This window comes from Niabella sp. (assembly GCF_030150205.1).
Taxonomy (GTDB): domain Bacteria; phylum Bacteroidota; class Bacteroidia; order Chitinophagales; family Chitinophagaceae; genus Niabella.
Genome location: NZ_JASLGT010000011.1, coordinates 1 through 20,804 on the forward strand (window position 1 = coordinate 1; position 20,804 = coordinate 20,804).

Annotated in this window: 17 protein-coding genes; 12 read left to right on the forward strand and 5 right to left on the reverse strand. The window is 46.1% G+C overall.

Annotation, left to right across the window (positions count from 1 at the left end; translation table 11 throughout):
• Positions 1 to 135: 135 nt before the first annotated feature.
• The gene (locus tag Q1V85_RS10300; RefSeq protein WP_300599571.1) at positions 136 to 948 is read right to left on the reverse strand and encodes a fructosamine kinase family protein; all 813 of its coding nucleotides are present in this window, start codon (positions 946 to 948) and stop codon (positions 136 to 138) included.
• A 311-nt stretch (positions 949 to 1,259) separates the two neighbouring features.
• Here Q1V85_RS10300 and Q1V85_RS10305 point away from each other — a divergent pair, with 311 nt between their 5' ends.
• The 6 genes from Q1V85_RS10305 (at position 1,260) to Q1V85_RS10330 (ending at position 11,618) form a co-directional block, all read left to right on the forward strand.
• The gene (locus Q1V85_RS10305) at positions 1,260 to 2,777 is read left to right on the forward strand and encodes a serine/threonine-protein kinase (RefSeq protein WP_300599573.1); all 1,518 of its coding nucleotides are present in this window, start codon (positions 1,260 to 1,262) and stop codon (positions 2,775 to 2,777) included.
• Between the two features lie 71 nt (positions 2,778 to 2,848).
• Positions 2,849 to 3,796: a hypothetical protein gene (locus tag Q1V85_RS10310; RefSeq protein ID WP_300599575.1), complete on the forward strand. Its 948-nt coding sequence runs from the start codon at positions 2,849 to 2,851 to the stop codon at positions 3,794 to 3,796.
• Between the two features lie 115 nt (positions 3,797 to 3,911).
• Positions 3,912 to 5,033 (forward strand): protein phosphatase 2C domain-containing protein, encoded by a 1,122-nt coding sequence (locus Q1V85_RS10315; RefSeq protein ID WP_300599577.1) that lies wholly within the window; start codon positions 3,912 to 3,914, stop codon positions 5,031 to 5,033.
• 3 nt (positions 5,034 to 5,036) lie between these two features.
• Positions 5,037 to 9,080 (forward strand): FtsW/RodA/SpoVE family cell cycle protein, encoded by a 4,044-nt coding sequence (locus Q1V85_RS10320; RefSeq protein WP_300599578.1) that lies wholly within the window; start codon positions 5,037 to 5,039, stop codon positions 9,078 to 9,080.
• A 147-nt stretch (positions 9,081 to 9,227) separates the two neighbouring features.
• Positions 9,228 to 10,136, forward strand: coding sequence for a hypothetical protein (locus Q1V85_RS10325; protein ID WP_300599580.1), 909 nt, complete (start codon positions 9,228 to 9,230; stop codon positions 10,134 to 10,136).
• A 114-nt stretch (positions 10,137 to 10,250) separates the two neighbouring features.
• Positions 10,251 to 11,618 carry an FHA domain-containing serine/threonine-protein kinase gene (locus Q1V85_RS10330; RefSeq protein ID WP_300599581.1) on the forward strand — a complete coding sequence of 456 codons (1,368 nt, stop codon included), beginning with the start codon at positions 10,251 to 10,253 and terminating at the stop codon, positions 11,616 to 11,618.
• A 122-nt stretch (positions 11,619 to 11,740) separates the two neighbouring features.
• On the opposite strand, the gene panD is transcribed toward Q1V85_RS10330, so the two are convergent.
• Positions 11,741 to 12,085 carry an aspartate 1-decarboxylase gene (gene panD / locus Q1V85_RS10335; RefSeq protein WP_300599584.1) on the reverse strand — a complete coding sequence of 115 codons (345 nt, stop codon included), beginning with the start codon at positions 12,083 to 12,085 and terminating at the stop codon, positions 11,741 to 11,743.
• 147 nt (positions 12,086 to 12,232) lie between these two features.
• Between panD and Q1V85_RS10340 the strand changes: the two genes are divergently transcribed.
• The 3 genes from Q1V85_RS10340 (at position 12,233) to Q1V85_RS10350 (ending at position 15,257) form a co-directional block, all read left to right on the forward strand.
• Positions 12,233 to 14,422 carry an SH3 domain-containing protein gene (locus tag Q1V85_RS10340; protein WP_300599587.1) on the forward strand — a complete coding sequence of 730 codons (2,190 nt, stop codon included), beginning with the start codon at positions 12,233 to 12,235 and terminating at the stop codon, positions 14,420 to 14,422.
• 149 nt (positions 14,423 to 14,571) lie between these two features.
• Positions 14,572 to 14,829 (forward strand): DUF6364 family protein, encoded by a 258-nt coding sequence (locus tag Q1V85_RS10345; protein ID WP_300599589.1) that lies wholly within the window; start codon positions 14,572 to 14,574, stop codon positions 14,827 to 14,829.
• 8 nt (positions 14,830 to 14,837) lie between these two features.
• Entirely contained in the window at positions 14,838 to 15,257 is a 420-nt protein-coding gene (locus Q1V85_RS10350) for a PIN domain-containing protein (protein WP_300599592.1), read from the forward strand.
• A 2-nt stretch (positions 15,258 to 15,259) separates the two neighbouring features.
• Here the strand turns inward: Q1V85_RS10350 and Q1V85_RS10355 are convergent, their stop codons facing one another.
• Complete coding sequence (locus tag Q1V85_RS10355) at positions 15,260 to 15,523, reverse strand: hypothetical protein (RefSeq protein ID WP_300599594.1); 264 nt, start codon at positions 15,521 to 15,523, stop codon at positions 15,260 to 15,262.
• Between the two features lie 132 nt (positions 15,524 to 15,655).
• Complete coding sequence (fmt, locus tag Q1V85_RS10360) at positions 15,656 to 16,600, reverse strand: methionyl-tRNA formyltransferase (RefSeq protein WP_300599596.1); 945 nt, start codon at positions 16,598 to 16,600, stop codon at positions 15,656 to 15,658.
• A gap of 321 nt (positions 16,601 to 16,921) precedes the next feature.
• On the opposite strand from fmt, the gene Q1V85_RS10365 reads away from it, so the two are divergent.
• The 3 genes from Q1V85_RS10365 (at position 16,922) to Q1V85_RS10375 (ending at position 19,944) form a co-directional block, all read left to right on the forward strand.
• Positions 16,922 to 17,377, forward strand: coding sequence for a peptidylprolyl isomerase (locus Q1V85_RS10365; RefSeq protein WP_300599598.1), 456 nt, complete (start codon positions 16,922 to 16,924; stop codon positions 17,375 to 17,377).
• 156 nt (positions 17,378 to 17,533) lie between these two features.
• Positions 17,534 to 18,775: a peptidase T gene (gene pepT / locus Q1V85_RS10370; RefSeq protein WP_300599600.1), complete on the forward strand. Its 1,242-nt coding sequence runs from the start codon at positions 17,534 to 17,536 to the stop codon at positions 18,773 to 18,775.
• A gap of 221 nt (positions 18,776 to 18,996) precedes the next feature.
• Positions 18,997 to 19,944: an SPFH domain-containing protein gene (locus tag Q1V85_RS10375; RefSeq protein WP_300599602.1), complete on the forward strand. Its 948-nt coding sequence runs from the start codon at positions 18,997 to 18,999 to the stop codon at positions 19,942 to 19,944.
• Here Q1V85_RS10375 and prmC read toward each other — a convergent pair.
• Positions 19,941 to 20,795, reverse strand: a complete 855-nt coding sequence (gene prmC, locus Q1V85_RS10380; RefSeq protein ID WP_300599604.1) for a peptide chain release factor N(5)-glutamine methyltransferase — start codon at positions 20,793 to 20,795, stop codon at positions 19,941 to 19,943. The genes Q1V85_RS10375 and prmC overlap by 4 nt on opposite strands.
• Positions 20,796 to 20,804: the final 9 nt, after the last annotated feature.

The window sequence follows — 20,804 nt, forward strand, 5'->3', positions numbered from 1 at the left end:
CCGGTAGCCCTTTGAAACTGAGCAGCCGAAAGATTCCCGATTTGTTTATAGCGCATCACAAAGGTAAAACCAATTTACCCCAACTTCATATCAAAAACTTTTACACCAATGTGAATTTCGAATTATGAAAGAGGTCTAATGCCCGCCAAAAAGCCAGGCGTGTAACAACAGCGGATAAAGCTGCGTATAGGGTAACCGTTGTTGCCATCCGGGTTGCAGCGGGTAGGTTTGATGATAAGCACGGTAAAAGCTGGTATCAAATCCTCCAAACAGACAGGTCATACCGATGTCCATTTCCCGGTGACCATAATATACGGCGGGATCAAACAGCGCCGGTGTACCATCCGGCAAAAACAGCAGGTTTCCGCTCCATAGGTCGCCATGAAGGAGGGCCGGCGGTTCTTCAGGGAAAAGATCCGGCAGCCGTTGGCAGAAAACTCGGGCATTCGCCAGGTCTGTTCGATCCAGTTTCCCTGTCTCTATAAGTGACCGGACCATGGGAAGGATCCGGCAGTTACCGTAAAACTCCGGCCAGGTTGCCGTAGGGGTATTTTCCTGGGGCCATACCGCCAGGTAATTGTGCTCTTCGAGGCCAAAAAAGGGTTGTGGGCTCCGGTGCATTTTTGCCAGGCCCTGGCCCAGTAATTCCCAGGAAGTTTGTACAGGGGGATGGGCATCCAGCCATTCCAGCAGCAGGTATTGATCGGGGCCTGCTTCGCCTGATTTCAGTGGTGCCGGCACCCGGAACGCACCAGTATGGGCGAGTTTGCGCAGGCCGGAGGCCTCTTTTTCAAATAGTCCCGGGCAGGTCTGGCGCTTATTGATCTTAAGAAAATAGGTTGAGTGGTTCCAATGTAAACAGCAGGCGCGGTTAATATCACCTCCCTGAACCGGATGACAGGCGGCTCCGGGCATTTCCAGCTGATCAAGAATGGCATTGGGGACCATAAGCGGCAAGTTAAAACAGATTTTTGAAACCGCCGGTTGCCGTCACTAACCGTTTTGAACACACCGTTCACCGGTTTTATCCCAATTTTAAGGGTTCGGAGACAAAAGGGCTGTTATTTTACAGGTTACTATCAGGGGAAATGGGTATTATAAATGAGGCTGTTCAGTTTTTTAAAAAGGGCTGTCTGGCTATTGAATGTTCGAAATGAGCGCGCTATGGCAGTTCCAAATATTTAAAGTAAGTTTGGAATATCATTGGCTGGCGTATTTGTGGGGATTATTATAAGCAGATCAAGCAAGTAAAATAAGGCATGGAGAATACAACCATCAACGGTTATAAGCTGAAGTATAAATTGGGCGAGGGAGGTATGGCCGAAGTTTGGTATGCAGAAAACTACCTGCAAAAGCCTGCTGCCGTGAAGGTACTTCAAAAGCGTTTCTGCGGAATGCCCGAAGTGGTGGCCCGTTTTGAAAATGAGGCCCGGCTGATGGTGCACCTGAATCATCCGCATATCCGGAACATTTATGATTATTCCACCGTAGATGGCTGTCCATGTATGATCATGGAATACCTGGAGGGCAGGGATCTGGCGCAAAGGATGAAGGAGGGTTCCCGTTTTTCTAACCTGCAACTCATCACCTGGTGGAACGACCTGGTAGATGCACTCCAGTATACACATCGTAAAAATATCATTCACCGGGATATAAAACCCTCCAATCTTTTTCTGACGGAAGACGGGCAGATCAAGATCCTGGATTTTGGGATTGCCAAACTGCGCGATAATGTAACCGTAACCCAAACCGGTTCCCGGATGGGAACGCTCATGTATATGAGTCCGGAGCAGGTATACGATGTAAAAACGCTTTCCTATAAAACCGATATTTATTCCCTTGCGGTAACCTTTTATCATCTCGTTAGCGGAACGGCCCCTTATGATGCTTCCAGGATATCCGATTTTGAGATCCAGGAGCATATCGTACGTAAAAATATAGATACTTCAATGCTCCCGGAGCCCTGGCGGGGATTGCTTCCCTTATACCTGGGTAAAAATCCCGAAGACCGGAAAGAACTCCGGAAACTGGATGCCGGAGCTATAAAGAGCGACGAAACGATCGTATTTACCCCGGTACCTCCGCAACCCATCGAAACGATTTATCCGCCGCTATCCACACATCCCGCAAAAAAAACCGGCTCCAATCGTTTTGGATACATCTTCCTGGTTTTCCTGGTTGTAAGCGGATTGATTGTTTTTGCACTGAACAAGGATGAGATCCTGTCGATGTTTGGCGTAACTCCCGATACCAAAAAGCCCGAAACCGAAATGCCGGCTCCAAAGCCCCGTCAGAAAAAGCAAGAGCTGCCGGAGCCACAGCTGATCCAGCCGGAAGATACGGTTGCTGCTCAAAATGACACCATGACGTCTACCCAGGAGGTTACCAGTGAGGACCTGGGACAAAAAGAGGCGGCCATTAAAAACAGGATCAACGATTATTACCGCACGCGGCAGGATTGTGGTAGTTTGTCTCAGTTTTTCAGAGACACCGTGCAGCAGTATTATAACCGGTCGAATGAGTTGCTGACCCGCATTCAAAAAGAATGTGTGGCCTATCATGGAAAATGGCGGTTTACGGAAGCGGATATCACCAATTCGTCTTATGTGTTTACCTATAATCCCAATGGGAATACTTATGTAGATTTTAGTATGTTGTATAAGATAAAGCAAAACGATGAGGATGACTGGACGCCGTATAACATTGATGTATCGGTGGTATTTGATAAACAAATGAAAATTGTGCGGATCGTGGAGCGAAGGATTGAGAAGCTATAAAGAGTGAACAGGGAACGCTGAATAGTGCATAAGAAGTGGAGTTTGTTTTATTGAAATTTCAAATTGATAATATGTTTGATAAATTAAAAAGATGGCTGTTGCCGGATGAAGAGGAGGAAGAAGAGGTACGGTTAACCAACCAGGCGCTGGTAGATCAGATATTGATCTCTTTTAAAGAAACGGTGGAACGGGAATCCTTCAACAAACGGATGATGTATGACTGCAGCTACCTCATCCTGATGCGGCCGGAGGACTACAAACATGCAGAACTTCGGCTGGCCGGTATTACCGAAGGGATCCTGGATGAGTTTTACGACTATATTAATCAGCGTAAAGATCAATATCCCCGTTACGAGCCCATCGGAAGCTTTTGGGATTTTCAGTATTGCCCGGCAGAACGCGGAGTAGATAACCGCGAGATTGAGCCGGGCACCATCCAGGTGGTTAGCACGCCCACTTCAGAAAAGTCCTGGTCGGAGCTTTCGTCTGAGCATATCAAGGTATCAGTAAGCAGTAAGCATTCAAAGTACTCAAAATATGATCTGAACCCTACCACCTTTTCCAATATCGATATTTTATCCAAAGGTCATTTCCGGGTGAAGTTCCGGAAAGAATTCCTGGGGGATTTTACATCGGTGCAGGCGCCGCCCGCGGGTTCGCGTAACAGCGTTGCTCCGGATAAGCTGGCTACCATTCAGTTTGTACTGAACAAGCAGCGGTATAGTTTTCCGATGCGCGAAAAACAGTTGAAAATTACAAAAGCCATCGACGGAATGACGAGTACGGCCACTTTGCTATGTATTAATGAGCCCAGCGGAAGTTTGCAAAAAGAGCATATGATGATCCGGTATGATGATGCGGCAAGAGCGTTCTATATCGCATTATTTGCAGATGCATTTGTAAATGAACAAAAGCTGGAGTTGAGCCGTGTGGGAGAACAGCCGGCATGGCATCCGCTTAAAAGCGAGTCTACTATTGTGTGCGGGATCTTTCAGCTGGATTTTAAAGCGGCGGTATAGCCGGTTCCGGTTGGCGGATCTGTTATTTTAATTTCTAATTCTGGGAAACTATGCTGGGTACTGTAATGCTGATTTTTATCATCCTGGTGTTTCTGTTACAATCTAAAGTGAAATAATGAGCAGGACGGTCGTTTTATACGGACAAACGGATCTGGGCCGCAAGCGGGAGGAGAATGAAGATAATTTCATAGCAGTTCCGGAGCTTTGGGCAACGCCTTCCCGTGCGCTGGCTGGCGCTATTGATGGCGTAGGAGGCTATGAAGGCGGGGCTGAAGCGGCCCTGATTGCCAAAGAAACCATCGAAGGATATTTGCAGCATTTTAGTTTCGGCGCGCCACAACAGCTGCTGAAAGAAGCAGCCATTGCTGCCAATAATAAGATCTTTGAGCAACGGAGGGAGAACGAAGCGCTCAACCGCATGAGCTGTGTGTTTTCGGTGGCGGTGCTGGATGCAGATAAAGAAATGATGTATGTGGCCCATGTGGGCGATAGCCGTGGTTATGTATACCGGAACGGAAGCATGCTAAAAATCACCCGTGATCATTCCTCCGTGGGAATGAAGGAAGACAGCGGTTATCTTACCGAGGCGGAGGCCATGCAGCATCCGCGCCGGAATGAGATTAGCAAAATGGCGGGGGATCTATTCCTGGATGCTGAAGACTCCAATCAGTATTTTGATATCGGGGAGCATAGCTTTTTGCCGGGAGATATTGCACTATTTTGTTCCGACGGTCTCACCGACCTGGTAACACAGGCGCAGATGGCAGAAATACTGTCTTCGTCCGGATCGCTTCCGCTTAAAACACAGCAGCTGATCGATAAGGCCAATGAATTGGGGGGGAAAGATAATATCACCGTAGTACTGGCTACGTATACGGCAGCCAAAAAACCGGGACGTAAAAGAACCAGGGAGGCCATCGAGATCCCGATTGCAGCACCCGATTATGAATCCAATGAAGCAATGCCCGTTATGCATACAACTTCCTCCAAAAAAAAAATAAACATATGGCCCGTGATCATCGCATTTATCGTTGGCTTTTTGATGAATTGGACGGGAACTAAATCCTTTTTTGCAACAAAAGAGCAACCCGCAATCGTACCGGATCCGACGATTGTTCCGGTAGATAGTTTGCCGATAACAGACAGCGCCCGGTTGCGGCAACTGGACACATTGATTAACGCAACGGATACCATCTACCGGGATAGTGTTCGCCGCAATGCACTGCAAGGTTATTAAGAAATGAAGAAGAAAGTAACGTTATATCCAAGAAGAATAGAGCGGGTGCTGCTGGCTGCTGTTACCCTGTTGATCGGCATTATGGCCTTCCAGTATTACCAGCATAAGAAAGAAGATTTTATCAATTCAGATTACGGATATGAAAGCGGGAAAATGGTAAATCTCGTTGCGCCGGTGCAAGCAGCTACACTGCAGCAGATCTTTGCCAAAGGTGGCTATTTTACGGATGAGGAATACATCCGTTTTATTGCCGGAAAAATAAAAACACTGGTAGAAAAACAGGGCGCATTACCTAACCTGGGCGCGCTGAATAAGAACAGTCTGATGATCCCGGCTACGGAGTTTTTAAATACCTCCAGCGAATCCGGAAAGCTCCGGTTTTTAAATGCGATCACCCAGCTGGATATGGACAGTGCGCTTTATGCCACCGAATTAAAAAGTCCGGCAAAGTACCCGGATGAAGTGGCCGTGCAGAATACCAAGACAAAATTATCCATTCATGGCAAGGTAAGGCTGGCGGCTTCCGACAGTAGTACGGCACAGGCTGGCGGCGGTGTGTTGGTTAAGCTAACAGAGATCTTCCCTTCCAATTATTACGATACGCTGAGCGTACAGGCCGGCAATGATCCGGTGGAATTTTTTGCACGTACCAACGAAAACGGATCGTATGAGTTTTACAACCTGAAGGAAAACAGCAACTACCGGGTGATGGCGATAAAGCCGGGTTATGATTTTGGTCCGGCAAAAGGTATTGCGGCTATCCAGGGAGATCAGTCGTTTGATTTCGCGGGAAAAGCACACCGGATCCGTATCCTGGATCGTACAGAATTCCGCCAGATTAAAAGTGATAAGATCTTTACGGTGCGTACCCCGGCCGATTTTAAGAAGGAATATCTTACACACCTGGTGTTGTTTGTGCTGGCATTCTGGATCTTTCATTTTGTACTCTGGCTTAAGAACTACCGGAGCGATCAGTTTATCCTGCCCCTGTTATTTTTTCTTTCCGGTACGGGTATTATTGTACTGTACAGTATGCAGGATCCGCTGCGTGATATCATTCATGGAAGCGGTATGGCGCGGTGTGTAGCAGGAGTATTGTTGTTCTTTTCCGTGTTGTTGTTCTTCCTGAAGGAACATGCGGTTATGCGTTTTTATCATTCAAAATGGTTTGATCCGGTATACAACCTGTTGCCGCTATCCGGCGGATTAAAAGCTCCGCGCGGCTATTCCTGGATGCTGCTGTCTATATTCCTGATGGTAATGCTGGCTTTTATTGGAACGGGGCCGGAAGGCAGCGGTGTAAAAGTAAACCTGTTCGGGTTCCAGGTAAGCGAATTGTCGAAATTCTGCATGGTGGTATTTTTTGCAGCTTATTTTGCGGTGAATGCAGAATATTTCCGGAACATTCCGGATAACCGCTGGCTAACGCGCAACAACATAAAAATGTTGTTGTTATTTGTTTTCCTGTTGGGTGTATATGCTTTGTTGGGAGACCTGGGCCCGGCCATTGTTCTTTGCCTTACATTCTTATTCTTTTATGCTTTTGCAAAGGAAGAATTTTTCCAGATGGTGCTGGCCGCAGTGATCTATGTAATCCTATTGCTGATTACCTCCCGGTTTATTAATAGTACCCAACATAATTATCTGCCCTTGCTGGCCACCATCGCCAGCGTGGGAACATTGGGTTATGCGTTCTTCAAAAAGCGGTATGAGTCGGTTGCCTTTATCATTTTGATCATCTCCTCGTTTATCCTGCTGGCGGCGCTGCCTTTTGAGTTTACGCAGCGCCTGGCGGATCGGAACGGGATGTTTAAGGATATCTGGGAGAACAAACTCATTGGCGGAGACCAGGTGGCGCACGGGATCTGGTCGCTGAATGCCGGCGGGTTCTTTGGCCAGGGGCTGGGAAAAGGATTTTCAAGTGTAATGCCGGCCTATCATACAGATATGATCCTGGAAAGTATGGGAGAGGAGCTGGGACTGATTGCATTGATTGCTGTGTTCCTGGCCTTTGGTTTGCTCACCTATCGCTCGCTGCTGGCTGCCCGCCGTACGGGTAAGCCCTTTCTTTTTTACCTCGTGGCTGGTGTTGCCATTGCCACCATGCTTCAGTTTTTCCTGATCACGGCCGGTACCCTGGGACTGATCCCGCTTACGGGCATTTCTGTTCCTTTTCTTAGTAAAGGAAATGCGGGTATCATTATTACGCTGGCTGCGTTCCTGGTGGTTGTGTTGCTTTCGAATGAGAAGGGAGATGCCCTGGAAATGGACTATGTAAAAAAGAACTATGATAATGTAAATGCCTATGCAATTCTTACCTTTTTTGCAGTATTGGTCTTTTTTATCGGCACCCTGTTCTGGTATCAATATAAATCAGATACCTATATTACCAAACCGGCGCTGGTATTGAATCGTAAGGGTGCCTGGCAATACAGCTACAATCCGCGCATCGGGATCTTTTTGCGCGAGATCCGCTCTGGTAATATCTACGATCGTAATGGTGTATTGCTGGCAACATCCAGCAAGGCCACTTTTGATAAGTTTAAGAATAAGCTGGTTCCTTTAGGTGCCAACCCTGCGCTATATGCGGAGCAATTGAAACGGGATCAGAACCGGTATTATCCATTTGGTGCCGATCTATTGTTCTGGCTGGGCGATTATAATAAGGAAATCGCCAACGAAGAGGCGGCGGGTTATGCGGCGGAGTACCGGCATTACACCCTGTTGAAGGGATTTGATGTTACCTATGCCACGGCTCAGAAAACATCGGACCGTTACCGGGAAGACCGTTTCCTGCCCGTTACCCAAAAGGAGTCGGAACTGGTGAAATATGATTATAGTGCTCTTGCACCGATTTTAAAAGAAGGAAAGGACGGCCAGTGGGTGGAGTTGCAAAATAATAAAGACAAAGATATTCAGCTTTCGCTGGATGTGGCACTGAACCAGAAGATCAGCGCGGTGATCCAAAACACGGCAGCGTCCAGCCCGTTCCGCACTTCGGTGGTTGCGGTCAATGCAAGTACAGGTGATGTGCTGGCTTCTGCTTCTAACCCGGCACCTTCCTATAAAGATCTGAAACTGATCAGTAATATTGATCCTTCCGATTACCGTACCATTTTTAAGCAGATCTTCCAGGACCGGGTAGTTGTGCCGCAGGACCTGGGTATTACCTTCAATTCGAGGCCGGGATCTACGGTGAAGATCATTGATGCAACTGCAGCCATGAACCAGTATGGCCCGTCTGCTGCGCAGTTCAGTTATTTTGTATATCCGGAAGAAGTGATCCATCAGGGTGAACCGGTGAATATGAATGTAGATATGCGTACCGCCATTGTGCACTCCAGCAACGTATATTTTATTAAACTGGCAAATGATAAAAACCTGCAGGCGTCCTTATTTAATGTATACGATGCATTGGGTATGAATATCCTCAACCGCGGTGGTTTTCATTTTCAACGACCGGAGGATTATGACAGCGAAACCTATTTTAAAGAATGGGGTGCTTTTGTGGCCCGGGGTAAAAATATCTTTAACAGCCAGCGGTTAATGAACACGCGAAGAAGACTGATGTCGCCCTATTCCGATATTGCCTGGGGACAGGGCGAGCTTTCCGCTACACCGCTGCACCTGGCGAAGATGTCGGGTGCCCTTGCAGACAGCGGGATCTTACAACCATCCCGTTTCCTGTTTAAAAGCTGGAATAACAAGCTGGTTACACAAAAGGAAACCCCGGTAGCGAGTCAACCGCGGATCGCTGCGTTGATCAGTGATTTTATGAGGGAACAATCCTCCAAGGTATCCGCGGCATCCGGACTGGAAGTGCATGGGAAAACCGGAAGTCCTGAGCGGGATAAACTGGTAAAGAAAGGCGAGAAAACGGAGCTGAAGCGCGTTACAGACTCCTGGTACACATTTTTTGTAGCTTCGCCTAAATTAAGGGCGCCGATTGCATTTACGATCCGTATTGAGGAAATCGGTAATTCGGAGTACGCAAAGACGCTTGCAGTGGATATTTTAAAACAGCTGAAAGGAGCGGGGTATTTTTAAGGCAAGGTATGTAGCTATCAGTCTTCAGTTGTCAGTTCTCAGTCTTCAGTTGTCAGTTCTCAGTCTTCAGTAGACATTAAATAAGAACGAATAACTGAAAGCTGATCACCGGCGGTTGAATACAAACAAAACATAGAATCCAACAATATGAATTGGTTTAAGAAAAAATTTGAACAGTTTTCGGAGAAGCTCAATGCAGATGACGCTTCTTTCGGATCGATTGAAAAAAAAAGCGCGACTGATGAATCCGCAAAAACGCCTGTAGCTCCAAAGGCTCCGGTTTCTGTAACTTCATCTGTACGGGTGGATAATATAGAAGCATTAAAAGAAATCACGCTTGGTGCTATTTCTCAAACAGTACGAATGCTGGGATATAGTAGTACCGTAATCTCAGGACTGGTGTTTCATTCGGCGTACAAGGATAATGCCATTGAAAATGTGGGACTGATGAGCCTGGTGAAAGATCCGCAGTTCATTAACCGGATCAAGCGCGAATTTAAATCACGCGGGATTAGCTATAAAGAGGATTTGAGTATGGAGGTGATCCATGAATCGCCCGATACGGAAAAGGTAACGGCTATTACAGATGGAATCGGAGTAGAAGTGCTGACTCCAAAAGATATCCTGAAAAAACGGAAGGCGAGGGTTGTTGCAACGGAGGGTATTACCTGGGAGCCGGAATATATCCTGGAACCGAGCGGCAAACACTATTTTATCGGCCGGGGAAAGGATCCCAAAATTGAGAATGGTCCCAAGATCCATAATGACATTGCCTTTGTAGGGATCGAGGAAAAAAATGAAGCGTCTTACAAGATCAATAATTTCATCAGCCGTTCGCATGCGGTGATCGTATTTGATAAAGAAATTGGAGCCTATAAGATTTACCGGTCTAAATTCCTGAACAATCCTTCGCATAAGATCAAGATCTTTAATGCATCGCTGGATGATTTTTCGGGGATCAGCCTGAGCAATGCGGCGGTGCCACATATCTTAAAAGACGGGGATTCCATTTGTTTTAATGATACGATCGTTCTGGAGTTTCAGTTGCTGGATTAAATAAGCAGAAGGCATTGTACATCAAAAAAGAAAATAATTTATTTAGTAAAGAAAATTTGCAATAGGCGCTAACCGGCATTCAGCCATCAGCCTTATGCGTTAAGCGTGAAAGTAATGCAGGAATTAGCATTGAAATATGATATTCTTAAGGTAATTGGTCATGGCGGATTTTCGGCCGTTTTTAAGGCAAGGAGCAAGGATGACCCGGAGCATATCGTTGCCCTGAAACAACTGGATTTTGTGCTGGATAATGAGGATGCCAAAGAGTACCGCGACTTTAAGAATGAAGTGGAGATCCTGAAACGGCTGGATCATCCCAATATTGTAAAGATCTACGACGAGTACATACTGGATAATAAACCTTCCCTGGAGATGGAATATGTAGACGGGGAAACGCTGGAGTCTATTATTCAGCGGGAGGGCTATTTTTCCATTGAGGATACCCTGGAAATGATTACGCAAATGGCATCGGCGCTGAGTTACTGTCATCACTATCATACCTATGATACGCCACCGCAGCATTGGCTATCGGATTCGGTGATCATTAACCGGAATGCTATTATTCATAATGATATCAATCCCAAGAATATTATCCGCACAAAGAATGAAGATGGTTCATACCGGTATGTACTCATCGATTTCGGATTGTCGTTTGCTGACCCTGATGCAGTGCGGCACAGCAAGAAAGAAGACGGCATGGCAGAGTACAAGGCTCCGGAAAAATGGCGCGGACAATTGGTAGATACCCCTTCTGATATCTACAGCCTGGGAATCGTTTTGTTTGAGCTGCTTGCCGGCCAGGTACCCTTCCCCGTAAAGGACTACAAACAGGCCAATGAGATGATTGCACTGGAAGAAAAGCATAAAAGCGCTCCTGTGCCCGATATTTGCCGGAAGCGGATGGAAGCCATAGAAAGAAATGAAGGACAACGCCCGGAGGAATGTGATATTCCGGCATGGCTGGAAATGCTGGTACTGCGCTGCCTCGAAAAAAATCCACTCAACCGTTTTAAAACGGGCAGGGAATTGAGCCAGTTCTTTTACAATGGATTGGATGGGAAAATTGATGCTCCGGATAAGCCGGTTGAGATCATTGATATTGATCCTGCTTTGGGAGAACGGAATGCAGGTGCCTATATAGAGGTAGAGCCAAATATCCTCACAGAAGGACAGCATTTTTTTATTAATAAGGACCTGGTGACGATCGGGCGCTGGAATGATGCTCCGGGAACGATGGCCGATTTCGGCATCCGGACCTCCGACCGGTTTATTTCAAAAAACCATTGCCAGATTATCCGTAAGCCGGATACTGCAAATGGATATACTTATTTTTTACAGGACAAAGCTCCCAGCAAGAATGGGACCTATTTTAATACTGAAAAAAACTCGATCCGTTTATCCGATACAACGGAAGTGCTGTTGAAGGAAGGTGATTATTTCTGGATCGGGAATACAAAGATCGTGTTTCACCAGGAAAAATAAATGTTGGATCCAGGTTTAAAGTTCCAGGTCAGATCTGCTTTTGACACTCGATGTGATAGCTCTATTCTCAAGTTTCAACGTTCAATTCCATTCCAAAGCTCAGGTGCTGATCGCTAACGGCTCTAAAGTTTGTTCCCTTCTTTGGGAAAAATGATCGTAGGCTGGTGTTTTTTGGCTTCCTCAAAATCCATGGAAGCATAGGAAATAATAATAACCGGATCACCCACCTGTGCCTTACGGGCTGCAGGGCCATTAAGGCAAATGGTACCGGAACCTCTTTTTCCTTTGATCACATAGGTTTCCAGTCGCTCCCCGTTATGTACATTTACAACCTGAACTTTTTCATTTTCAATCAGGTTAGCGGCATCCATGAGGTCTTCATCAATGGTAATGCTGCCCATGTAATTGAGAAAAGCCTCAGTTACAATAGCCCGGTGGATCTTGGATTTAAAAACTTCTATAAACATAGGGGCGCAAAGGTACTAATTTCCAAAATATGCGGTCTTTTCTGTCGCAATATTCCTTTTGTTAACAAATTCTAAAGCTGTTTAGTTGTAAATATTATTGTAAATTCGTGTATTAGTAAGGAATTTTTCAAGACACATCTAGAATACATGAAATCGTTTATTGTTACGGCCGGATTGATTTTATTAATGGGATCTGCCCAGGCGCAGAAGAAACTGACTGCTGTTGCCACTTCTAAAGGAACAGTGGTGGAACACCGGGTTACTTCCGGAGAATCATTACAGTATTTAAGTACCAAATATGGGGTGTCGCTTTCTTCATTGGCGAAGGCGAATGGTATGAAAGCCAGCCAGGATCTGAAGATCGGGCAAATGGTGAAAGTGCCGGTAACGGCTTCCAACCTGAATACAAAATCAAAAAAAGGTATCCCCGTTTACTATGAGGCGGGTTCTAAGGATAACCTGGCCAGTATCAGCCGGAAATTTAACCGGGTAGATGTGAAAACCCTGAAATCATGGAATAAATTACACAAGGATAATGTTTCCAGGGGACAGGATATCCTGGTTGGGTACCTGACCGATAATGCTTCGGCTAAAAAAGAACAACCTGAAGAGGCAAAACGGGAAACGGCCAAAAGCGGTACAGGTACTGCTTTAAAGGCGGGCAAAAAAGTAGCGGTAACCTCAGCAGTGAATATCCGGAAGGGCGCCAGCACCAGCCAGCCGGTTGTGAGTACCTTACAGAAAGATGACGTGGTTACGATCATTCGTATAACGAACAGCGACTGGGCAGAGGTGCGTACCAGCGAAGGCAAAAAGGGCTATATGGCCACACAGTATCTCGAACCGGCTGTTGCGCCACAGCCGGCTGAAGAGAAGGAAACAGCCAAAACCGGTTCCGACCTCAAAGCAGGTAAGAAAGTAGCGGTAACCTCAGCAGTGAATATCCGGAAGGGCGCCAGTACCAGCCAGCCGGTAGTAGGCACTTTGCAGAGAGATGAAATGGTAACCGTGGTTCGTATGGCAAACGAGGATTGGGCGGAAGTGCGTACCGTTGAGGGCAAAAAAGGATATATTGCTGCACAATTCCTTGAACCGGCAGCAACTTCACAGCCGGCTGAGGAAAAGGAAACAGCTAAAACCAGCCTTGATCTAAAGGCGGGGATGAAAGTAACGGTAACCTCAGCAGTAAATATAAGAAGGGCTCCGGCAACGGATGAGCAGGTTATAGGCCGTGTTGAAAAAGATGAGGTGGTGACGGTAACCCGTAAGATCAACGATGAATGGGCTGCGGTTCGCACGAGCGATGGCAAAAAAGGTTATATGGCTGCCCAGTTTCTTGAAGCTGTAACTGAAAAAAGCAAGGATGAGCAAAAAGAAGTGGCTCGAACTGATGTGAAAAAGAATGCAGGGCAAAAAGTAAAAGCTGCCACGGATACCTATATTAATATTCGTAAAGGTCCGGGAACGGATCAGGCGGTGGTTGGACAGGTACAGAAAGACGAGCTCCTTACCCTGGTGCGCCGGGTAAATGATGAGTGGGCCGCTGTACGCACCAATGATGGCATAGAAGGATATGCTGCAACACAATATCTTATTGATCCGTCTGCCGAAGTAGTTGAACGCCCGGTCGTTAAAAAAGAACAGCCTGCTGCAAAAGCTGAAAAACAAATGGCCATTGTGGGCTCCGGCATCAATATCCGTAAAGGACCGGCCACCAGCGAGCCGGTTGTGGGAAAAGCAGAAAATAGCGAAATGGTAACCGTGACCGGTGATACCAATGGTGATTGGGCTGCAATACGCACCAGCGAAGGTATAACCGGATATATTGCGTCCCGTTTCCTTGGTACAGCGGAACAGGCGGCTGCACAACAGGAACAGAAAGACCGTGAAGCAAAAGCTGAGCCGGCACCGGAAGCGATCGCAAAAAAAGAACCAGCAAAGTCATCCAAAGGGAAATCTCCGGAATCGGTTTCTTCTGCTCCCGTAGCAGATGTGGCGCCTCCTCCGGCGGGTTTTGATGAAACCGGATTCTTTAAAAATGCCTATGAGGCGCAAACTGGTACGGTATCTACTACAGAGCGGTCGGTACATGCGGGAGTATTTAAAACAGATAAGGGCTGGGATGATGGAAAGTATTATGCATTGATCGATGATATTCCTTCCGGAACGATTGTGAAACTGTCTAACCCCAAAGCCAATACAACGGTTTATGCCAAAGTACTGGGTGATATTAAAAGCTTAAAACAGAAGAACGGGCCAGCAGCCCGCATCAGTGATGCCGCCGCTACTGCGCTTCGGATCAATGCTTCGGATTTTGATGTAGTTGTTTCGCATTAATTACACGCTATTGATACAAGTGACACTTTTGCAATAAGGACTGGTATGCAATAGGTTATGCGGAAAGCACAATAATTGGTGGTGCGTACAAAAAGAAGTTTATTTTAATACGTATAAAATTTTTAGCTTTGTCGTATAAATGAACAACTATGGACGCCAAAGTTACTTTAAGCTTTAACAGTGCTGTTATCGAAGATGCAAAAGAATATGCTGCTTCCCAGGGGTTAAGTCTTTCCCGGCTTGTAGAATTATTGTTGCAGAAGGTCATTGCCACGGGCCAGCATCACAACATTGAGCACATTCCCATCGAAGATTGGGTAAGCATGGTGGCCGAAGGGCCGGCTACGTATAACGCCAAACCTTTGGGCAAAAAACAAAAAGCAGCTTATTATAAACGCCATAAATAGCTCCTGTCATGAAGTTATTTATTGATGCAAATATCCTGGTAGCGGTGATCAATAAAGAATATCCATTGTTTACCTATGCCTCACGTGTCTTAAGCTGGGCTACGGCTAAAGGATATCCGTTGGTAACCACCTCTGTAAGTTTGGCAATCACGTATTATTTTGCAGAGAAAAAACATGGAACCCGGTCTGCAAAAGAACGCATCGGACTACTGGCAACACATTTTTCTATTGCAGATTGTGGCACTAAGGAAGTACAACAGGCTGCAACAGATAAGCATGTAAATGATTTTGAAGACGGGTTACAATATTTTGCGGCCTATAATGCCAATTGCAGCCATATTATAACCGAAAATACAAGGGACTTTTATTTCGCAATTATCGAGGTACAAACGGCTTCCGATTTTTTAAAAAGGCATTACAGAGGCTGAGTTCAACGATAAAACAGTCCAAAATAGAGCAGGAGTAATATAAACCCGTGAAGCAACGCAACCCAAAAAAAGCCTCCTTTTACGGTGAACCCTTTTATAATATTAATGATTACCAGCAGGGCGATCAATACCATAAAAAAGACAAGCGCACTGCTGCCAAGGCCCGGCGTACCATCGGCATGATCCGGACTTAATTTTACAAATGCAAAAACAATAAGCGATGCAATAATATAGAAGATGAGGATCAGTGTATATGTTCTTTTCATAGTAGGGCTTTTTGGATACAGGATACCCTGTATGCTCATAGGCCTGCAAACTTTATGCTAAACTGATTCAATCAAAGCCGATCTTACCCGGTTTGCATCTGTAAGGTGCTTGCCTCAGGACGAAGCTTCCTATTATTTAAACTGATAACCGCGCAGGAAATCGGCTATCATCATACGCTTTTTCCCTTCCAGCTGTATTTCTTTTACTTCCAGGAACCCATCAGCACAGGCGAAGGAAAGATGCGTTTTTGTGTCCGTTGTATACCGCCCTGGTGGTATACCGGCAGGTTCATCTTTGGCAATCGCACTGAATACTTTCAGTTTTTTACCGTTAAAAAAAGTGAAGGCTCCGGGGTAAGGTGAAAGGCCTCTTACAAGGTTGTGTACCCTGGCAACCGGCTGGTTAAAATCGATCAGGCAGGTTTCGGTAAAGATCTTTGGTGCGTGGTGCAGCACCATATCTGCAGATACCTGTTGCGGAGTTTCTGTGAGGGTATGGTCGGCCAGCCCCTGTACGGTTTTTACCAACAGACGGGCACCCACCTCCTTCATAATATCATGAACGGTACCGGCCGTATCTTCTGTACCAATAGGAAAACGGTCCTGCAGCAATATATGCCCGGTGTCAATTTCGTGTTGCAGTTTAAAAGTAGTTACCCCTGTTTCTTTTTCACCATTGATCACGGCCCAGTTAATCGGTGCGGCGCCCCGGTATTGGGGCAGTAGGGAGCCATGCAGGTTGATGGTGCCCATGGGCGGCATGTTCCACACTATTTCCGGGAGCATCCGGAAAGCAACGCAGATCTGGAGGTCGGCTTTCAAACCGCGCAGTGCCTCAAGAAAATCCGGGTTCTTCAGTTTATCGGGCTGTAATACCAACAGCTGATGTTCCTCCGCATATTTTTTTACCGCGCTTTGCTGTAATTCCATACCCCTCCCGGCCGGCTTATCGGGGGCGGTGATTACGCCTGCAATGGTACACCCGGCCTTAACCAGGGCGTCCAGACTTGCAACCGCAAACTCCGGGGTTCCCATAAATACAATCCGTAAACTTTTTGCCCGCTCATTCAACATCATCCCACAAAAATAACGGTAAATCATCTATCTTTAAATAGCAAACCGGGTAAAGCTCTTAGGGATCCAACCATTCAATTTTTAATGGTAGCAAAGGATCCGCTGTGGAATCGTAGTATACAAGCTTTGGCGGACATACCTGACGTGTACCAGGGAGTGTTGCTGCCGGCGGTGCATGCTGCAAATAGAAGCAGTAATGCAAAGCCCCGGTTTCCCCAAAAATAACGGTGTAAGGGCCCTTGTATGGGGGATTTCAAATTATGGCATCTGCGCAAAAAAGCCTACCTTGCCCGCAAATACGTTTATTCATTTTAAATTCAATCAATGCAACAAGCAAAAAAAGGCGATAAAGTAAAGGTTCATTACCACGGAAAACTGACCACCGGGGAAACATTCGACTCTTCCGAAGGCCGGGATCCACTGCCGTTTGAGATTGGAAGCGGCATGGTGATCAAGGGTTTTGACGACGGCGTTACAGGTATGGCTGTTGGCGACAAAAAAACCATTACAATCCCTGCAGAAGAAGCTTATGGAGCAGTAAACCCGGATATGATCATAGAAATGCCCAAAGACCGCTTGCCACAGGATATGGAAGTGGAAGTTGGAATGCCCCTGGTAATGAGTGATCCTCAGGGACAGCAATTTCAGGTAACGGTAAAAGAAATTACAGAAGATAAAATTGTGCTTGACGCCAATCACCCGCTTGCAGGCAAAGACCTTGTTTTTGACCTGGAACTGGTAGAAATAGAAGGCGGAAGCCCCCTGATTATTATGCCGTAATAACGGCAGGATGATCATTTGATAAAAGCAGCTTTAGGAGCTGCTTTTATATTTATTTTTACACCGCGTGTGCTTTGTAATGTATTGATAGTGTTTTTATTGCCTTTTGACGCGTTGTTTTTTTTAAATATTTTTGTGTTAACAGAATTGGGGACCATGACTTACAATTTTACAGTTTCTGACCGTTTTTTAAAGTATGTGACGATCGACACCCAAAGTGATCCTTACTCAGATACTGTGCCTTCTACCAGCCGTCAGAAGGACTTAAGTATAATCCTGGTGGAGGAGCTGAAAGCGATGGGTATAAAGGATGCAATGCTTGATGACTTTGGATATGTATATGCCACTATACCGGCCAATACAGGGAAGCAGGTGCCGGTTATCTGTTTTTGCAGCCACGTAGATACTTCTTCCGATTGTTCAGGTAAGGATGTAAAACCTATTGTACATCAGAATTATGATTGCAGGGATATTGTTTTGCCAGACGACCCTCAGCAGGTCATACGGCCCGGAGATCATCCCTATTTAAAAACAAAACGGGGTGAAGATATCATTACAGCATCCGGTACCACCTTGCTGGGCGCAGATGATAAGGCCGGTGTGGCCATTATTATGGACCTGGCAAATTATCTGACCACCCATCCGGATGTAAAGCATGGTACGATTAAAATTTTGTTTACGCCGGATGAGGAGATTGGGCGTGGCGTAGATCATGTAAACCTGGAAAAATTGGGTGCTGATTTTGGATATACGCTTGATGGGGGAGAAAGAGGCAGTTATACGGACGAAACATTTAGCGCCAATGGCGTTACCATTCATTTTTATGGAAATAGTATTCATCCCGGTTATGCTAAGGATAAACTGATCAATGCGATAAAAATTTCGGGAACATTCCTGGACCTTTTGCCCAGGGATGGCTTTAGCCCGGAAACAACAGAGGACCGGGAAGGATTTGTGCATCCCGTTCACATTGAGGGTGGGGCAGAAAAAGCCTCGCTAAGCTTTATTATACGGGATTTTGAAACTTCGAAACTAAAACTGCACGAAGCCCGGCTGGAACAATTTGCAAAACAGGCAACCGGCCGGTATCCGGGTAGCCGGTACGAATTTGAGAGCAGGGAACAATACCGGAATATGAAGGAGATCGTGGATCTGCATCCCCAGATTGGAGAATATGTAAAGATCGCGATGGAACGGAGTGGCGTTACGTTCAAAAAAAGCAGCGCAAGGGGTGGTACGGATGGCTCAAGATTGTCTTTTATGGGTATCCCGTTCCCGGATATCTTTACCGGGGAAATGGCTTTTCATGGCAAACAGGAATATGTAAGTATCCAGGATATGCAAAAATCTGTAGAAACATTGATACACCTGGTGCAGGTTTGGGAAGAAAAAGCATAGTCCAGATCTTCCTCTTATCTCAGGTTACTACGGCATTATTTTAAACGAATACCTGTTCATATTAAAAGCAAACCGCTGGTTGAATATTCCGCCAGCGGTTTATTATGTATGGTGCTTTCTGTTGCTGGTGTTCTGTTATCAACAGGTCTACCGGATTTAGGGATGTAAAAAGGGGATCGTACATATAGTTAATACGTACCTTTATAGAAATAATTATTGTTATGGAATACATTGCAAACTTTTGGTGGGTGCTGGTTCTTTTACTCGTAGTGTTAAGTGGTTTATTTACCATCAACCAGGGCTACATCGGGGTTATTACCATGTTTGGGAAATACCGCCGTATCGTAAGACCGGGTTTAAACATAAAGATCCCTTTTATTGAAAGAGTGTACCGGCGGGTATCCGTGCAGAACCGGTCCGTGGAGCTCGAATTTCAGGCGGTGACCCAGGACCAGGCGAATGTGTATTTCAAAAGCATGCTGCTGTATGCGGTGCAAAATGAGCAGGAAGAAACCGTAAAAAACGTGGCCTTTAAATTTATTGATGAACGGAATCTGATGCAGGCGCTGGTACGTACAATTGAAGGCAATATCCGTGCGTTTGTTGCCACAAAAAAACAGGCTGAAGTGCTGGGGTTGCGTCGTGAAATTGTACAGTATGTAAAGGTTGAAATAGATCATACCCTCGAAGAATGGGGCTATCACCTGCTGGATCTGCAGATCAATGATATTACGTTCGATAAAATGATACTGGATTCTATGAGCAAGGTCGTAGCCAGCAATAACCTTAAGGCCGCGGCGGAAAATGAGGGCCAGGCATTGCTGATCACTAAAACCAAATCAGCGGAGGCAGAAGGAAATGCGATCAAGATCAGTGCAGAAGCGGAGCGGGAAGCCGCAAGGTTAAGAGGACAGGGGATTGCCCTGTTTCGGGAAGAAGTGGCAAAGGGGTTGTCTTCAGCTGCAGTGGAGCTGCGTCAGGCCAACCTGGATACCAATTTTATTTTATTTAGTATGTGGACCGAAGCGATCAAAAATTTTGCAGAGTACGGAAAGGGGAATGTTATTTTCCTTGATGGAAGCACAGAGGGAATGGAACATACCATGAAGCAATTTCAGGGAATGATGATGCGGCCTTCCGGAACCGATGCATTAAAGAAAGAAAACTAAGCATCTGCAAAGCGGGCCGTTACAAACCGCTGTTTTCCCTGCATATCTGTTTTGATGGATGCGGTGAAGCCGTTGGTTTCAAAAAGCTCCCGGGTTTCAGCCGCCAGCTGCTCGTGAACCTCCAGGTAGACATGACCTTCCGGCGCCAGAATGAATCGGGCTGCATCTGCTATTTTCCGGTAAAATAACAAAGGATCTTCATCGGGTACAAACAGCGCCAGCGCCGGTTCATAGTCCAGTACGTTTTTATGCATGGATGCTTTGTCGGCAATGGGAATATAAGGAGGGTTACTTACCAGTACATCAACCATTGGAAGCTGTGGCCAGTTGGTTTCATTCAAAAAATCCAGTTGTATAAAGCGGATGTCCAGCTCATATTTCGTAGCATTTTTACGGGCTACAGCTAGGGCTTCGGAGCTGATATCACAGGCTGAAACCATCGCTTCGGGGAGTTTTCTTTTTAAAATAACCGGAATACAGCCGCTGCCGGTGCCAATATCCAGTATCCGTACCGGTGGCCGGTCCTGGTGTTCGCGTATAATGGCATCTACCAGCTCTTCTGTTTCTGGTCTTGGAATCAGCACCTGCTTATTTACAAAAAAAGGAATATCATAAAACCAGGCTTCATTCAGGATATACTGGATCGGCTCTGCTTTTAGCAATCGCTTTTTGATGTCTGCGAACATGTTGAGCATACAGGGATCCGGATTGAAATGCTGGCCCTTATTGGCTCGCAGGTTAAAGCCCGTCAGGTTTTCCACGGCTATATACCAGATCTGCTGGGCTTCGCTTTCGGGATAAAGTACCCTTAGGTCGTCGACAAAGCTTTTTTCTATGTTTTTTAAAGACATGCTGCAAAC